Raw genomic sequence first — 15089 nt, forward strand, 5'->3', positions numbered from 1 at the left:
CTCAAACATTTTAAATAAGAATAAATTTCATTTTTCAATTGAGATTGATATATGTGCAAAAAAACGATTATTCTACAATTGTTTTATAAAATTAACTAAATCAAGCTGATTTTCCGGAACAACTCCGTGACCGTCCTCGTATGTTTTATATGTAACATTAGCTCCTAGTTCCTCAAAATAATTTTTACTTTCTAATCCCCAGTGAGATGGAATTACGTAATCATATTCCCCGTGCGAAATGAACATAGTCAAATGATCGACAGGGTGCTTTCTATATTCCTCTTTCACAAAATCAGGTAAATAACCGCTTAGGGCAGCTACTCCTTTTATTACATCGCCCATAGTAAGAGCTATTGTCTGTGCCAATACAGCGCCCTGACTAAAGCCGACTAAACTTATTTTACTTTGATCTAAGCTATATTCCTGTACGGCCTCTGCAATAAACTGGTGTAGGTAAGTTACTACCTTATCAAAAACCTGTCTTTCTGGTCGTCCCTCTTCCTCAATCGTAAAAAATGCATATCCAGGGTTAAATACAATTGGTCCACGCAAACTAAATATATGGTGGCTTCCCTCAAATTCCTTTACAAGCTGGAGCAAATCCTCTTCGTTACTGCCCATGCCATGAAATAAGAAAAGGGATGGCTGGTCATTTCCTTTAGTGGTCGGTGCTATATATTTATATGTAAAAGGTGACTTCATAGTAGCTACTTCCTTCCTTCTTGTAGTAAATACATTCTATCATATGCTTTATTTAAAGATAAAAGATAGTGCAAAGAGCTTTTCTAGTTGTTTAGGAAATTATAAAGTTCTGAACCTGTGGAACGCCTTGCCCCTCGGGGTCAAATGGATAAAAGTACCGGTGGCTGAGGAACTGCCTCCTCGCTTTTCTCCATTTGCCTGTCTGGGCAGTGATAGGCGATTCCGCTTTTCTTGATGTCTAGCTCCATCGCCTTGCCCCTCGGGTCAAATGGATAAAAGCTCCGGTGGCTGAGGAGCTCCCTCCTCGCTTTTTCCCATTTGCCTGTCGGGGCAGACATAGGCGATTGCGCTTTTCTTGATGTCTAGCTTCATCGCCTTGCCCCTCGGGTCAAATGGATAAAAGCTCCGGTGGCTGAGGAACTGCCTCCTCGCTTTTTCCCATTTGCCTGTCGGGGCAGACATAGGCGATTGCGCTTTTCTTGTTTTAACCAGATTAAAAAGGGAAAAGTAAACAAACAATATAAGTAAATAAGGAGATGGTTAAATGACTAATTCAAGGCAGATGCCAAAGGAAGAGGGTCTAGATCATAGTCTCACGTTGTTACGTGAGGGGTATATGTTTTTAGCGAATAGACGTAAAAGCTTTGCATCTAATATCTTTGAAACAAGATTGCTGGGGCAGAAGGCGATCTGTATGGGTGGCGAAGAGGCGGCTAAGCTTTTCTATGATAACGATAAGTTCATAAGAACGGGAGCAGCTCCAAAAAGACTTCAAAAGACACTATTTGGAGTAGGCGGAGTTCAAGGATTGGACGAGGAAGAGCATAGAAATAGAAAAGGGATGTTCATGTCTATCATGACGCCAAATCATCTAGAGCGTTTAAACCGTCTTACTCAAAAAAATTGGGATATCAAAAGTAGAGAATGGGAACAGAAAGACCAAGTCGTTCTATATGATGAATCGAGAGAATTATTATGTAAGCTGGCATGTGAATGGGCAGGGGTGCCTTTAAATGAGGGCGAAGTAAAAAAACGTACAGAGCAGCTGACTAAATTATTTGAGTCTGCTTCTGCGCTAGGACCTGAACATTGGATGGGAAGGCACGCTAGAAAAGAATTAGAGGATTGGATTGGAGAGCTGGTGGAACAAGTAAGAAATAGCGAGCTACAGCCACCAGAGGGAACTGCTCTCAACAGTTTTTCCTTTCATAAGGACATAGATGGCAAGCTATTAGATAAAGAAATAGTTGCTGTAGAAGTGTTGAATATTATTAGACCAATTGTAGCAATCTCCGTTTATATTACCTTCACCGGCTTGGCCGTGCATCAATATCCTGAAAATAAACCGAAACTTTTAAAAGAAGACGAATTCCTTCAAATGTTTGTACAGGAGGTCAGAAGATTTTATCCTTTTTTCCCTGCGACAATCGCTAGAGTGAAAAAAGACTTTATCTGGAACGATTTTCAATTTGAAGAAGGAACCTTAACGTTATTAGACTTGTATGGAACCAACCATGATCCTCATCTATGGGACAACCCAGAAATTTTCAATCCCGATCGTTTTGCACAGTGGGACGAGAGCCCATTTAGCTTTATACCTCAAGGTGGTGGAGATTTCAATATGGGTCATCGCTGTGCAGGAGAATGGGTAACTATTGAAGTAATGAAGGTGAGCCTTCAATATCTTGCAAATAAGCTAGAGTACGACCTTCCAAATCAGGATTTAAGCTATAGCATGGTAAGTATACCAAGTCTTCCACATAGTAAGGTTATAATGGCCAATGTAAAAAGCAAGCAATAATAGGAGACTAAAGATGAAAGAATTTAAGATCACTTACTTCTTTGATGAAAACCACTATATAAGAAGGTTTATTCACTTAGAATCATTGGAGGAAGCGGAAAGTCTGATCCGAAATGAAAGGGATCAGTTTATTTCCTTTTGGGATAGTAGAGGCATCTACCATGAATTGAATACGAAGAATGTCCGTGTAACCCAACTGTCTGAATACCATCGTATAGATAAAAGTAAAAAGGTACCCAAATGAAGCATAGTCTTCATGGGTACCTTTTTTCATATGTGATTTTTGGCTGTATTTTCTTGCTTTAAGGTAAGCCGCTGTTTCTTTCCATACAAGTTAACGAGTAATAAGCTGCTTATTGCAATGGTCCCACCAACAATAGAAAGTGGAGAAGGAAGCTCATGAAGCCAAATCCAAGTAATAATTATAGCAACAACTGGCTCTGCGTATAATGTATTGGAAATAGAGCTGGCATTGCTCTTAGATAACGCTATTGCCCAAGTAAGGTAGGCTAATGCTGTAGGAAATATACCAATGTAAATTGCAGATAGATTTGCTTCTACAGTTGCGTTTTGAAGAGTATCGAATAGTCCAGGTGAAAAAAAGAGAAATGGTACAGTACCAGCCCAAGTAAAGTAAGCAGTAAGCTCAATAGCGCTATATTTCTTAAATAAAGGCTTTTGATATACGAAAAAAATAGAAGTGGCAATGGCTGCAGTTAGAACTAGGAATACTCCCGGAGAGATATCAAAGGATGAGTCTCCAGTCCCTAAAGCGATAAGTATTATTCCAACAAATCCAAACCCTAATCCTACCCAACCTACTTTTCCTAGTCGTTCATTTAATATAACGACAGCCATCACAGTGGTAACAATTGGTGCAGAACCGATAAGCATACCTGCCGTCCCTGCAGAAATGGTCATTTGTCCAAATGTCACGCAAACATGGTAGAGGCTAATACCAATCCACCCTAATATTAATATTTTCCATATGTCACTTTTCTCAGGAAGTTTAAATTTACTTCCTGGCCAGAATGCAACAACAGCAAAAATAAGTGAGGCTATCAAAAATCTATATAAAGATAAGTGACCCGGAGGAAAGCCTCCATTTAAACTTGCACTAATCGCTGCAAAAGAAGATCCCCAGATAGCTACAGTCATAATTGCGAGAAAAAAAGCTTTTGTATTCATCTATCATTCACCGAGCCTTATGTTGTAAGATTCTTTATTTTAATATAACTAATGAATCTTACAACATATATGAAATTTAAACAACATGACGACAGCTATTTGGCACACAAAATAAAAAAATACCCATTGTGTAGAAAATTAGAGACTATATTACGACATTGTCTCTTTCATATCAGTCATATACTATTAAGTAACTAAATGATTTACATTTTACATAATTGGAAAAAAGTCCTTATTATTTCGAAAGGGGTGAACTAGAAGCAGAATCGAAAAGAGAAGAGCAGCTAGAAAACAAATCGAAGGGGTAGGTCAATTGAAAAAGTTATTTTTTTTATTGCTGGTAAGTGGGTTACTGATGGTTGGTTGTAGTGATGATACTGGAACAACGGATTCTCAAAGTAAAGGGGAAATAACTGTATGGGCTCATCCGTACACGGACAATCAGGATAAGGAAGGGGAAATGTGGAAGGAGTTAATCGCTTCTTATGAAGATGCCTCTGGTGTGAAGGTTAACTTCCAACAAATTCCTTGGGCTAATCGAGATCAAAAAATATTGACTGCACTTGCAGCAAATAATGGTCCAGATGTATTTTATGCCATCCCTGACCAAATGCCTCAATATGCTGAAGCGGGAATGCTAGTTGACCTTAGCCCTTACATGGAAAACAACGATATGGACGATTTTGTGGAAAGCTCCCTGGTTCCAACTAAGTGGAAGGGGAAAATGTATGGTGTGCCGATATTACAATCAGTCGAAACCTTTATGTACAACGTTGAAGTTGTGAAAGCGATTGGGGAAGATCCTTCCAAGCTTCCAACTACGTGGGAAGAGTTTGAAGAATGGGCAGCTAAAGCTAAAGAAAAAGGTTATTATGCTTCTAGCTTCCAAGGAGGAGGCTCAATGAATGGTACTCTGTATCCTTATTTATGGCAGGCTGGCGGTGAAATACTAACGGAAGACAATAAAGTAATGATTAATAATGAAAGTGGCGTAGAGGCATTTGAATTTATTAACAAATTATATAGTAATGGTTGGATTCCGCAGGATTCGATTACTGCCTTAGACCATGATGCCTTATGGGATAGCGGAAAACTGTTATCTATTCAAGGAGCAGGAAAATCAGTAAGTAGAATGCTAGAAAAAGAGACTTTTGAGTTTGTCATTGCTCCGCCATTAAAGAATAAAAAACAAGCTACCTATGGTACCACTGGCATGTTTGTTGTTCCGGTAAATTCAGATAATAAGGATGCAGCTGCAGAGTTTATTAAAGTAATTACAAATGCTGAAAACCAAAGGAAATTTAATAGAGAAACTCAATTCATTCCTACTAGAGAGTCAGCAAAAGATATTTATGACGATCAAAAATATCTCGCCCAATTAGCTTCTTACACGGAGTTTACACAGTCAGGAGTCATTCATCCGGAAGGGCGTAGTATTATGCCGTTAATACAAGCAGAACTTAGAAGGTAAGAAAACTCCTAAAGAAGCGGCAGATGCAGCAGCCAAAGCTATTGAAGGAAAGCTAAAGTAACAAGAAAAGAGAGCGTGATCTAAAGAATAGATCCCGCTCTCTTTTTTAAGATTTCAGGTCCTCAACCAACATGTCTTTACTAACTAATGGTTTTTCTTGTTGTACTTTTTGTTTTTGCTCAATTCTTCTAAAGGCTCTAAAACTTAAAACGGTTATTGCATAGGCTAGAAGGCTTCCTGAGAAAAGTGGTATGGCTCCAGGTAAAAATGTTAGAAAAAAGTACATAGCTAATGTACTTGCTAAGATGCCAAAAAGCTCTAAGGGAGACGTAATAGCAATGAGAAACGACTGTTTTATGTATTGAAAGTATTTTAGCTCAAAATGAACATAAACAGGAAAGAAAAATAGTAGTGTAAGAATACTAGAGATTAGGATGAAAAATAGAGCAGGTAATAAAAAATTAAATTGGCCATTACTTAATTGAACAAATTGAAAGTCAAAAATTAAAAAATAACAAATGAAAGCAAAAAATAAGCCAAAACTATTTGCTTTCCAGAAGTCTTTTTTAAAGATTCTCCAAAAAGATTGAAAGACTTTAAATGGTTCTTTGCCTTCCTTCATGATCATCAATCTTACAACCCCAAATAATGCGACAGTGGAAGGGAATAGACCTAAAATCCCTAAGCCTAAAACAGTGAACATAATCCACAATAAATTCAAGTAAATTAGTGACAACATCCAATATGCAACTTTATTAAAATTATCCCAGTTCAGCTTCATTTTCTCCTCTCAAACAGAAGTCTATTAATTAAAGACTATTTATAGACATTGTCTCTTTATTGTTAATCATATAAGATAAATAAAAGTTAACTTATTATTTTGTAATTTCAGTATATTTTAGGCTATTAAGAAAGTAAATAGTTTTATAATTTGAACTTGATAGCGCTTTCTTAAAAATGTACTCGAAGTTTTTACAATTTATATCTGTGAATGTTGGAGACGTTACGGAGAAAGAACGAGCCAGAGCAGTTTATTAGGAGGAGGGATTTAGTAATTAAGCAACAGTTATTAATCCAAACAACATATTTTAAAAAGGGGAAGGGGTAAATATATGAAAAAGCTGTGGTTATTTTTAATATTGTTAGTATTTAGTGCCTTAATGGTAGCTTGTAGTGATGATGAGGCAGGGGAAAAAATAGAAACGTCTGGAGAAGCTGGAAAGGATGGTTTTTCAGGAGAAATAACTGTTTGGGCACATCCGTATACAGGGGATCAGGAAGTTGAAGGTAAAATGTGGGATGAAATTATTGCTTCTTACGAAGAGGCTACAGGAGTAAAGGTCAACTTTGAGCAAATTCCTTGGGCAAATCGTGACCAAAAGGTTCTTACTGCTTTAGCTGCTAACAATGGTCCGGATGTATTTTATGCTATCCCTGACCAAATGCCACAATATGCCGAAGCAGGGATGCTAACGGATCTTAGCCCATATTTAAAGGACAACGATATGGAGGACTTTGTTGAAAGTGCTCTAGTTTCCACTACATGGAAGGATAAAGTATACGGTTTACCTATTCTACAAGAAGCTTATACCTTCCTTTACAATGTAGATATTATCAAGGAAATCGGTGAAGATCCATCCAAACTGCCAGCAACATGGGAAGAGTTTGAGAAATGGGCAGAAAAAGCAAAAGCAAAAGGGTATTACGCATCTAGCTTCCAAGGTGGAGGTTCTATGAACGGTACATTATATCCATATCTTTGGCAGGCTGGTGGAGAAGTACTTACAGCAGACAATGAAGTAAAGATTAACAGTGATGCTGGTGTAGAAGCGTTCGAGTTTATCAACAAAATGTATAAAAACGAGTGGATTCCAAAGGATTCTATTACCGCATTAGAGCATGATGCTTTATGGGACGGTGGTAAACTGCTTTCTGTCCAAGGATCTGGAGCATCTATTAGCCGTATGTTAAGTAAAGACACATTTGAATTTGTTATTGCACCACCTTTAAAGAACAAAAAACAAGTTACGTATGGAACTACTGGTATGTTCGTAGTGCCTATTAACTCTGAGAATCCAGATGCAGCAGCTGAATTTGTAAAAGTTATGACGAATGCTGAAAACCAACGTAAATTTAATCAGGTTACTCAGTATATTCCAACGCGTGAATCTGCAAAGGATATCTTTGAAGAGCAAAAATATTTAGCTCAGCTAGCGACTTATACTGAGTTTGCTTTACCAGGAGTTATACACCCAGAGGGACGCAACATTATGCCTTTGATTCAAGCGGAGCTTCAAACGATGATGGAAGGCAAGAAAACTCCAAAAGAGGCTGCTGATGCAGCTGCTGAAGCAATTAAAGGAAAAGTAAAGTAAATCTAATAGGGAGTTTGGTCTTTGACAGATCAAGCTCTCTATATGATTAATCTACATATGAAAGGGTGTTTACACTGGTAAATACAATAGGTAAACCTTTAGCGTCCAAGAAAAATGGGATGACGCTAAGGGCTAGATTAAAAAGACAATGGGATCGTAATGCAATCGTCTATATTTTTCTTATTCCGATCTTAATACATTTTGCTATTTTCCAAGTGTACCCATTCCTTTTAAGCTTTTATTTAACATTCATGGATTGGAAGGTAATTGGTGATCCAGAATTTGTAGGGCTTAAGCATTGGAAATACTTTTTAAGCGATAGTATTGCGTGGAAGGCCTTATGGAATACAGTGATGTTTTCAGTTTATTATATTGTCCCGACAATGGCAGTGGGCTTAATACTAGCCTTAATTATTAATTCGGGTGTTAAGATGGCTGGATTTTTTAAAGGGATTTTCTTTTTACCTGTTGTCACATCTTTTGTAATTATCGCTGGCATATGGGGATGGTTATTCAGAGGGACAGAGGAAGGAATGATTAACTATCTAATAGGGCTCATCGGTATTGAGCCTCAGCTATTCTTATCTGATTCTAGTCAGGCTTTACCTGTTTTAGCCGCATTAAGTGTCTTTAAGGTTGCCGGGAGCACTATGATTTATTACTTCGCTGGTCTCCAATCGATAGACAAGGGGCTATATGAGGCGGCTAAAATGGATGGCGCATCGACAAGTAAAATCTTTTGGAAAGTAACTTTTCCTCTATTGAAGCCTATTCATTTTTATGTAGCGATCACTACTACTATTGGGTCGTTCCAAATTTTTGACTCAGCTTACTTGCTAACAGGTGGAGGACCAAACTATGCAACAACGACTATTGTTTATTACTTATACAATCAAGGCTTTACTAGCCTGAATTTAAGCTATGCTGCAGTACTTTCCTATGTGCTATTCTTCATCATCCTAATGATCTCGCTCTTACAAAGAAGATTTTTAGGGAAAGAGTCTAATCTCTACTAGAAGGGGATGAAAGTGTTTGAAAAAGGTAATTTCCTATGTTGCTTTGTTTATATTGGGTTTTTGTTTTCTAATGCCCTTTATCATTATGATTTTAGGGTCTTTTAAAAATGTAGAATATGCACAATTAGACCCGCTTTTTTGGATTCCAGATGAACCAACTCTAAAAAACTACTTTTATATTATGAGAGATGGCCAATTTCTCCGGTGGATTTTTAACTCCGTTGTTATTACTGTGATACCCGTAGCTAGTCAGATGATTTTTTGTGCAATCCTAGGTTATATTTTCGCAAAGAAAAAATTCTTTGGGAGAGAGGTTATATTTTGGGTGTTTATGGGGGTTATTATGATTCCTCAACAATTGTTGATCATACCAAAATATATTATGTTCTCTGACTTTGGATGGATCAATACCTATTGGGCGCTTATTGTTCCAGAGCTCTGGGGAATTATGGGGGTTTTCCTAGTAAGACAGTTTCTACAGGGAATACCAAATGATTTAGAAGAGGCTGCATATATAGACGGGGCAAATGATTTACAGATATTCTTTAAAGTTATTTTACCTCTCTCTATTCCGGTAGTCGCTACAGTTGGAACTTTTGCCTTTATCTCCAACTGGAACGATTTATTTCAGCCACTAATTTATTTAACTCAGGAAAAAATGTTCCCAGTAACACTTGGCTTGGCTTCGATGTTAGGGAAGGAAGGAAACTTTGGGATAGAAATGGCAGGTTCAGCAGTTTCTTTTATACCGACTTTTCTTATTTTCCTATTCTTCCAACGATATTTTACAGAGGGAATTCAAATGTCAGGTTTGAAATGATGAATTCTAACCAAATAGGTTTTGATGTAAGGAGCGATTGAAGTGAAGTCAGTTATTGCTAAAGATCAAATGGTTTATATAGAAGAAAGGCCTAAAATGGATATTTTACCTTCCTATCTTATGATCAAAACGTTGTATAGCGCTATATCTCCCGGAACTGAGTTGAGTTTAATATCAGCGAGCAATTCCCGAGAGATTTCATTAGGGTATAGTGCTGTTGGTATTGTTGAGGAATGCGGGAACGGAATCACTGATTTTCAAGAAGGAGATATAGTTGCTTGCTACGGTGCACCCTACGTGGGGCATTCTGAGTATTTATGTGTACCAACCACCTTATGTGCCAAGGTTCCAAATGGTATGGATCCAAAAGAAGCTGCCCTCGCTGGAATCGGAGCAATAGCTATTCATGCACTTCGAAAAGCGAAATTAGCATTTGGAGAAACAGTGGTGATTGTTGGGCTTGGATTGTTAGGGCAGATGATTGCAAAGATAGCTCATGCTGCTGCCTATGATGTTCTTGCATACGATGTACAAGCTGAAAGAGGAGCTATGTTAAAAGAAGAATCAGGAATTACCTCCTTTTCGAATTTAGAGGACATGAAAGAAGAGATTAATGTACGTACATTCAACCGAGGAGCAGACGCTGTATTGCTTTGTGCGGGAGGCAAACGGTCAACGCTTACTGGTCAAAGCTTGGAGTGGATACGCAACCAAGGAAAGGTCGTTATTGTAGGAGATATTGAGCCGGACTTTCCACGAGAGTTAATGTTTGGGAAGGAAGCTCAAATTCTCATCTCTAGAGCAGGTGGACCAGGGAGATATGATCCTGTCTATGAAAAGCAGGCAGTGGATTATCCTTATGGATATGTGCGTTGGACAGAGGGAAGAAATGTAGCTGAATATTTAAGATTAGTGAATGAAAAGCGTATTAAGATTAATTCATTTATAACGGAAGAAGTGAACATAGATCAGGCGCCAGCTGCATATAAAGATTTGACTGACAAGAAATCTAAAACCCTGACGAAGCTAATACGTTTTCGTTAGGAAGTAGTTTTATAACTGGAGAGGAGCATGTTAATGTTGAAGGTTGGCGTGATTGGTGGAGGCTCTATTTCACAATTTCATATTACCCCTTATATTCTACATAACCGGGTGGAGCTAGTGGCATTATGCGATCAAAATGAACAAAGACTTACGGAATGTGGCCATCAATATGGTGTTACTCATATGTATACCAACTATAAAGATCTATTAGCTAACAAAGACGTAGATGCAGTAAGCATTTGTACATGGAACAATACACATGCTGAAATTGCTATTGCTGCACTGGAAGCAGGGAAGCATGTATTAGTGGAAAAGCCCTTATGCATGACGGTCGAAGAGGCGTTGGCAGTCGAGGCTGCAGTAGTAAAGTCCGGTAAAGTTTTACTCGTCGGATTTGTTAGAAGACATGGTAACAACTCTAATATCTTAAAACAATTCATCGACCAGGATTATTTGGGGGAAATCTATTATGCAAAAGCATCTTGTTTAAGAAGGCTAGGAAATCCAGGTGGCTGGTTTAGTGATAAATCTAAATCTGGGGGAGGAGCCCTTATGGATTTAGGCGTTCACATGATAGATCTTTGCTGGTTTTTGATGGGGAGGCCTAGACCAGTTTCTGTCAGTGGCAACACGTATTCCAAACTCGGTAATCGAAGTAATGTCAAAAATCTTTCCTTTTACAAGGCAGCTGACTACGACTCTTCTTTAAATAACGTGGAAGATTTAGCAAATGGATTAATTCGTTTTGAAAACGGTGCATCTTTGGCGGTAGATGTAAGCTTTACGCTTCAGGCAAAAGAGGATCAAGTAAGTGTTAAATTGTTTGGAGACAAAGGAGGAGCTGAAATAGAACCAGAGCTAATTATTGTGACGGAGCAGAACGATACGATCTTAAATATTCTTCCGCAGGTTGACAACAAAAGCTTTGACTTTGCAGGCTCTTTTACTAATGAGATAAACCATTTTGTAGAATGCTGCTTAGATGGGAAATCACCTGTTGCACCTGTTGAAGATGGGGTCGAAGTAATGAAAATGTTGAATGCTATTTATGAATCTGCTCAAACAGGTAAAGAAGTTTATTTGTAAGGACAAAGTTTGCTTAGAAAGGAGGAGCTAAATCGATTTGGGTAGACAAATTGGAGACTATTCTTTAAACCATTTAAAGGAATACCAGCCAAAGCTTATTCATAAGCCGGTAGACTTTCAGGTGTTTTGGGAAGGACAAAAGAAGAAAATAAGCAATATCCAACCAAATGTCACAGTTGTTTGGAAGGATTACGTGATTCCCACTATGGAGGTAGCAGATTTGGTGTTCGAAAGCTGGGATGGGACACCATTAAAAGGATGGGCTATTAAGCCTAAAGGTGTTGAACGATGTCCTGTTATATTAAATATCCATGGATATACAGGTAGCCGTGGACTGCCCTTAGACTATTTAAAGTGGATTTCTATGGGGATAGCTGTGTATGCCTTTGATGTTCGAGCGCAAGGAAGCTCACCGGACTACGCTAAATACAATAATGGAAGTAGAAGTCTTGGTTGGATGCTAAATGGTATCCATGATCCAGATAATTATTATTATACGAATGTGCTTAAGGATTTACTATTACAGCTTGAATGGATTAATTCACCGGAGGCTCTTTTTAACCCAACAAAACTAGGCGTTGTAGGAAGCTCTCAAGGAGGGGGCTTAGCCTTAGCAATTGCAGGATTGGATCGAAGGATAGAACTAGTAGTCTCTGATTATCCATTCCTCGCAAATTTTGAAAGAGCCTTAGAGGTGTCTTTGGCTGGGCCGTACATGGAATTTATCAACTATTTCAAGTATACAGACCCACAATATGACAGCTATGAAACATTGATGAATACACTTGGCTATATTGATTGTGTCCATTTCTGTGAATCGATTAATTGTCCGACCCTAATGTCTATTGGATTAGAGGATTCTGTAACACCACCATCAACTGTCTTTGCAGCCTATAACCATTTACAAACAAAAAGTAAGGAAATAGAAGTCTACCCTCAATATGCACATGAGGTTAACCCTTTTCATGAAGAAAAGAAGTTAGCTTTTGTCAGAAAGTATTGGAGCTGAAGGGATAGATAGGAGGGGAACAAATGAAAGTTAGTATAAGTATGTATAGCTTAGCCTCCACTCTTCGAGGAGAGAATTGGTCAGTTTCAGATTTCATTAATTATGCCAAAAATATTTCTTTGGATGGCGTAGAGCTTTTAGATATTTACTGGCAAAATCCTGTTAACAAGGATGAAGAGATACAGAAAGTTGTCGAGAAACTGCACAAAACCAATCTAGAAGTATCAGCTTATGATATTACAAATAACTTTGTTCATCAAAACAAGACAGAACGAAAAGCGGAAGTTGAGAAAGTAGTAGAAGGCATTCGTGTCGCCAAGGCTTTGGATGCTAATACAGTTCGTGTTTTTTGTGGAGATATTAGAGAGGGCCTTATCTATGAAGATTGTTTTGATTGGATCATCGAGGGCTTGAAGGAAAGTGCAAAGGTAGCTGAACAGGAAAAGATAGTGTTGGCTATTGAAAATCATGGTCTTTTAGCGGGAAAAAGTCAGCAGATTCAGGAAATTATTAAAGCAGTCAACAGTCCATATGTGAAATCTACCTTTGATACGGGGAATTTTTTATTAGTCCACGAAGAACCTACGAAGGCATTTGACCGGCTTAAGACTGAAATAGCTCATGTTCACTTTAAGGATTTCAGAGAGAAGGAAGTTCATGAAACCGTAAAAGGCTTTCGTTCAACGGAAGGAAAAGAGCTAATCGGGGTGATCCCAGGTGACGGGAAAGTAGATTTAACTTATATCGTGGAAGGACTTAAAAAACAGGATTACCAGGGTTGGCTTTCTATTGAATATGAAGGCTTTGAGGATGCGAAGCTTGCTAACGAAGAGGCCGTGCGTCGACTTAGAAAGCTGTTGAATTGAGGAGTGATTAATCATGAGTATTATTTTAGGTGATTTTACTGAAGTGGAGCTAGGACAGGCAAGTAGGCTTCAGTCTGTTGAAAAGCTAGTGGAGATTAACGGTGAACAAGGCTCGTTTGTTATGGACGCTACAGAGAAAAACTTAAGAGCTCTAGAGAAAAGTGGATATAATATTTTCATTCCAGCAGACTTACTTAGTTATGTGAATGAGGATAGTGACGCCAAGGTATATTTTGAATTAGAGTGTTATCCTTTCTACAAAAAAATAAAAGAAGTAATAGAGAATGGCAGCAAGGCAAATGGCGTATTTCGTTTTCGAAGAATGGTAAGAGAGTATAACCTAGATGTTATGGCAGGAGACCTCTATGTACTTTCCTTATTATTTGGTGAACCTATAGTGAGACAAATAAAAAGGTCTAAGCGAGATTCTGGTATAAGTCATATGATTCTCATGATCCGTTTTGAAAGTGGAGCCATGGCCCATGTCGAATTTACGATTGCAAATGTGGAACGAGTTGAAGTGGAATGGAGTGGAATGAAGCGTATTGTTGAATTTGATAGTGAGGAGTTGAACGGTCAGCTTCTTCCATTACAATACAATGCAGATGATGTATTGCGCTCTGCAAAAAAGGTAGATGCTGTACTGATTGAAAAAGTGAAATTCTATCGGGATTTCATAGCTGGAGGTACACTTATATGAAAATAGGTATGATGAGTTTTGCTCATATGCATGCAAACAGTTACGCGAACGCTCTAACAAAAATGAAAGACGTGCAGATTGTTGGTATCTTTGATGAGTCGGCAGAGAGAGGGCAACAGGCAGCTGCTTTGTTTGGTGCGCCCTATTTTAACAATCAAGAGGAATTTCTCTCCTTAGACATGGATGCAGTGATCGTTTGTAGCGAAAATAATCGACATAAAGAGATGGTAATCAATGCAGCTAAGGCTAAAAAGCATATTTTATGTGAAAAGCCAATTGCTACTAATATAGAGGATGCAAAGGAAATGATTGAAGTATGTAAAGAGCAGTCGGTCATTTTGCAAATAGCTTACCCCGTAAGATTTAGTACTCCAATCCGCCATTTAAAAGAGTTAATTGATAAAGGAGAGCTAGGAGAGATTATTGCTTTTCGTACCACTAATAGAGGACAAAACCCTGGTGGTTGGTTTATAGAAGAAGAAGCGGCTGGAGGAGGAGCAGTGCTAGATCATACGGTACATATGGTAGATATAATGCGTTGGTATATAGGGCAGGAAGTTTCAGAAGTGTCTGCTATAGTTGACTCCTATTATCATGATATTGCAATAGATGATGCGGGTCTGCTTACGTTAGAATTTGCAAACGGTGTAATTGCTTCTCATGATCCTAGCTGGTCAAGATTTGCTCAATATCCCACTTGGGGTGATGCAACGATTGAAGTAATTGGTACCAAGCAAATAGTTAAGGTAGATGCCTTCAAGGAGCATTTCCGTATGTTTGTTAGTGGAGAAAAATCTCTTGAACACGTTTTCTATGGAAATGATATGGATTTTGGGTTAGTACAAGATTTTGTTCAATGTGTAAAAGAAGGAAGAGAGCCATCGGTTACTGGCTATGATGGTTTAAAGTCGCTTGAAGTTGCCTTGGCTGCATATGAGTCTAGTAAATTAAAGCAACCAATTAAATTATAGAATTCTACAGGCACGTGTCTAGAAGAACATGGGCCTTTTA

General features: G+C 38.3%; 15 protein-coding genes. 12 read left to right on the forward strand and 3 right to left on the reverse strand.

Annotated elements, in window-relative coordinates:
- Positions 1-72 precede the first annotated feature (72 nt).
- Positions 73-702 carry a dienelactone hydrolase family protein gene (locus MKY09_RS01730; protein WP_298470759.1) on the reverse strand — a complete coding sequence of 210 codons (630 nt, stop codon included), beginning with the start codon at positions 700-702 and terminating at the stop codon, positions 73-75.
- A gap of 544 nt (positions 703-1246) precedes the next feature.
- Here MKY09_RS01730 and MKY09_RS01735 point away from each other — a divergent pair.
- Positions 1247-2503, forward strand: coding sequence for a cytochrome P450 (locus tag MKY09_RS01735; RefSeq protein ID WP_298467712.1), 1257 nt, complete (start codon positions 1247-1249; stop codon positions 2501-2503).
- Positions 2504-2516: 13 nt separating this feature from the next.
- Positions 2517-2747 (forward strand): hypothetical protein, encoded by a 231-nt coding sequence (locus MKY09_RS01740; protein ID WP_251556353.1) that lies wholly within the window; start codon positions 2517-2519, stop codon positions 2745-2747.
- A gap of 26 nt (positions 2748-2773) precedes the next feature.
- Here the strand turns inward: MKY09_RS01740 and MKY09_RS01745 are convergent, their stop codons facing one another.
- Positions 2774-3691 (reverse strand): DMT family transporter, encoded by a 918-nt coding sequence (locus MKY09_RS01745; protein ID WP_298467718.1) that lies wholly within the window; start codon positions 3689-3691, stop codon positions 2774-2776.
- Between the two features lie 313 nt (positions 3692-4004).
- Here MKY09_RS01745 and MKY09_RS01750 point away from each other — a divergent pair, with 313 nt between their 5' ends.
- On the forward strand, positions 4005-5162 hold the full coding sequence (locus MKY09_RS01750) for a sugar ABC transporter substrate-binding protein (protein WP_342567422.1): 1158 nt from the start codon (positions 4005-4007) through the stop codon (positions 5160-5162).
- Positions 5163-5268: 106 nt separating this feature from the next.
- Here the strand turns inward: MKY09_RS01750 and MKY09_RS01755 are convergent, their stop codons facing one another.
- Positions 5269-5943 (reverse strand): DUF624 domain-containing protein, encoded by a 675-nt coding sequence (locus tag MKY09_RS01755; RefSeq protein ID WP_251556357.1) that lies wholly within the window; start codon positions 5941-5943, stop codon positions 5269-5271.
- Positions 5944-6274: 331 nt separating this feature from the next.
- Between MKY09_RS01755 and MKY09_RS01760 the strand changes: the two genes are divergently transcribed.
- The 9 genes from MKY09_RS01760 to MKY09_RS01800 all read left to right on the forward strand — a co-directional run bounded on the left by MKY09_RS01760 (position 6275) and on the right by MKY09_RS01800 (position 15049).
- Positions 6275-7537, forward strand: a complete 1263-nt coding sequence (locus tag MKY09_RS01760; protein WP_342567423.1) for a sugar ABC transporter substrate-binding protein — start codon at positions 6275-6277, stop codon at positions 7535-7537.
- Between the two features lie 119 nt (positions 7538-7656).
- Positions 7657-8553, forward strand: coding sequence for a sugar ABC transporter permease (locus MKY09_RS01765; protein ID WP_169360205.1), 897 nt, complete (start codon positions 7657-7659; stop codon positions 8551-8553).
- Positions 8554-8569: 16 nt separating this feature from the next.
- Positions 8570-9373: a carbohydrate ABC transporter permease gene (locus MKY09_RS01770; protein WP_169360204.1), complete on the forward strand. Its 804-nt coding sequence runs from the start codon at positions 8570-8572 to the stop codon at positions 9371-9373.
- Between the two features lie 42 nt (positions 9374-9415).
- The gene (locus tag MKY09_RS01775) at positions 9416-10417 is read left to right on the forward strand and encodes a zinc-binding alcohol dehydrogenase (protein WP_298467727.1); all 1002 of its coding nucleotides are present in this window, start codon (positions 9416-9418) and stop codon (positions 10415-10417) included.
- A 33-nt stretch (positions 10418-10450) separates the two neighbouring features.
- Positions 10451-11503 (forward strand): Gfo/Idh/MocA family oxidoreductase, encoded by a 1053-nt coding sequence (locus MKY09_RS01780; RefSeq protein WP_298467728.1) that lies wholly within the window; start codon positions 10451-10453, stop codon positions 11501-11503.
- A 37-nt stretch (positions 11504-11540) separates the two neighbouring features.
- The gene (locus MKY09_RS01785; RefSeq protein ID WP_342567424.1) at positions 11541-12512 is read left to right on the forward strand and encodes an alpha/beta fold hydrolase; all 972 of its coding nucleotides are present in this window, start codon (positions 11541-11543) and stop codon (positions 12510-12512) included.
- A 23-nt stretch (positions 12513-12535) separates the two neighbouring features.
- Positions 12536-13378: a sugar phosphate isomerase/epimerase family protein gene (locus MKY09_RS01790; protein ID WP_342567425.1), complete on the forward strand. Its 843-nt coding sequence runs from the start codon at positions 12536-12538 to the stop codon at positions 13376-13378.
- A 13-nt stretch (positions 13379-13391) separates the two neighbouring features.
- The gene (locus MKY09_RS01795) at positions 13392-14078 is read left to right on the forward strand and encodes a hypothetical protein (protein WP_342567426.1); all 687 of its coding nucleotides are present in this window, start codon (positions 13392-13394) and stop codon (positions 14076-14078) included.
- Positions 14075-15049 (forward strand): Gfo/Idh/MocA family oxidoreductase, encoded by a 975-nt coding sequence (locus MKY09_RS01800; RefSeq protein ID WP_169360198.1) that lies wholly within the window; start codon positions 14075-14077, stop codon positions 15047-15049. The genes MKY09_RS01795 and MKY09_RS01800 overlap by 4 nt, the downstream gene beginning before the upstream one ends.
- Positions 15050-15089 lie beyond the last annotated feature (40 nt).

This window comes from Psychrobacillus sp. FSL K6-4046 (assembly GCF_038624605.1).
In the GTDB taxonomy this organism is placed as follows: domain Bacteria; phylum Bacillota; class Bacilli; order Bacillales_A; family Planococcaceae; genus Psychrobacillus.

What these genes read in the sequence shown, in the direction of transcription:
- MKY09_RS01745 (WP_298467718.1), bottom strand. Translation starts at nt 3,691, where the DNA reads ATGAATACAAAAGCTTTTTTTCTCGCAATTATGACTGTAGCTATCTGG.
- MKY09_RS01755 (WP_251556357.1), bottom strand. Translation starts at nt 5,943, where the DNA reads ATGAAGCTGAACTGGGATAATTTTAATAAAGTTGCATATTGGATGTTG.
- MKY09_RS01780 (WP_298467728.1), top strand. Translation starts at nt 10,451, where the DNA reads ATGTTGAAGGTTGGCGTGATTGGTGGAGGCTCTATTTCACAATTTCAT.
- MKY09_RS01740 (WP_251556353.1), top strand. Translation starts at nt 2,517, where the DNA reads ATGAAAGAATTTAAGATCACTTACTTCTTTGATGAAAACCACTATATA.
- MKY09_RS01730 (WP_298470759.1), bottom strand. Translation starts at nt 702, where the DNA reads ATGAAGTCACCTTTTACATATAAATATATAGCACCGACCACTAAAGGA.
- MKY09_RS01735 (WP_298467712.1), top strand. Translation starts at nt 1,247, where the DNA reads ATGACTAATTCAAGGCAGATGCCAAAGGAAGAGGGTCTAGATCATAGT.
- MKY09_RS01790 (WP_342567425.1), top strand. Translation starts at nt 12,536, where the DNA reads ATGAAAGTTAGTATAAGTATGTATAGCTTAGCCTCCACTCTTCGAGGA.
- MKY09_RS01760 (WP_342567423.1), top strand. Translation starts at nt 6,275, where the DNA reads ATGAAAAAGCTGTGGTTATTTTTAATATTGTTAGTATTTAGTGCCTTA.
- MKY09_RS01795 (WP_342567426.1), top strand. Translation starts at nt 13,392, where the DNA reads ATGAGTATTATTTTAGGTGATTTTACTGAAGTGGAGCTAGGACAGGCA.
- MKY09_RS01800 (WP_169360198.1), top strand. Translation starts at nt 14,075, where the DNA reads ATGAAAATAGGTATGATGAGTTTTGCTCATATGCATGCAAACAGTTAC.
- MKY09_RS01765 (WP_169360205.1), top strand. Translation starts at nt 7,657, where the DNA reads ATGACGCTAAGGGCTAGATTAAAAAGACAATGGGATCGTAATGCAATC.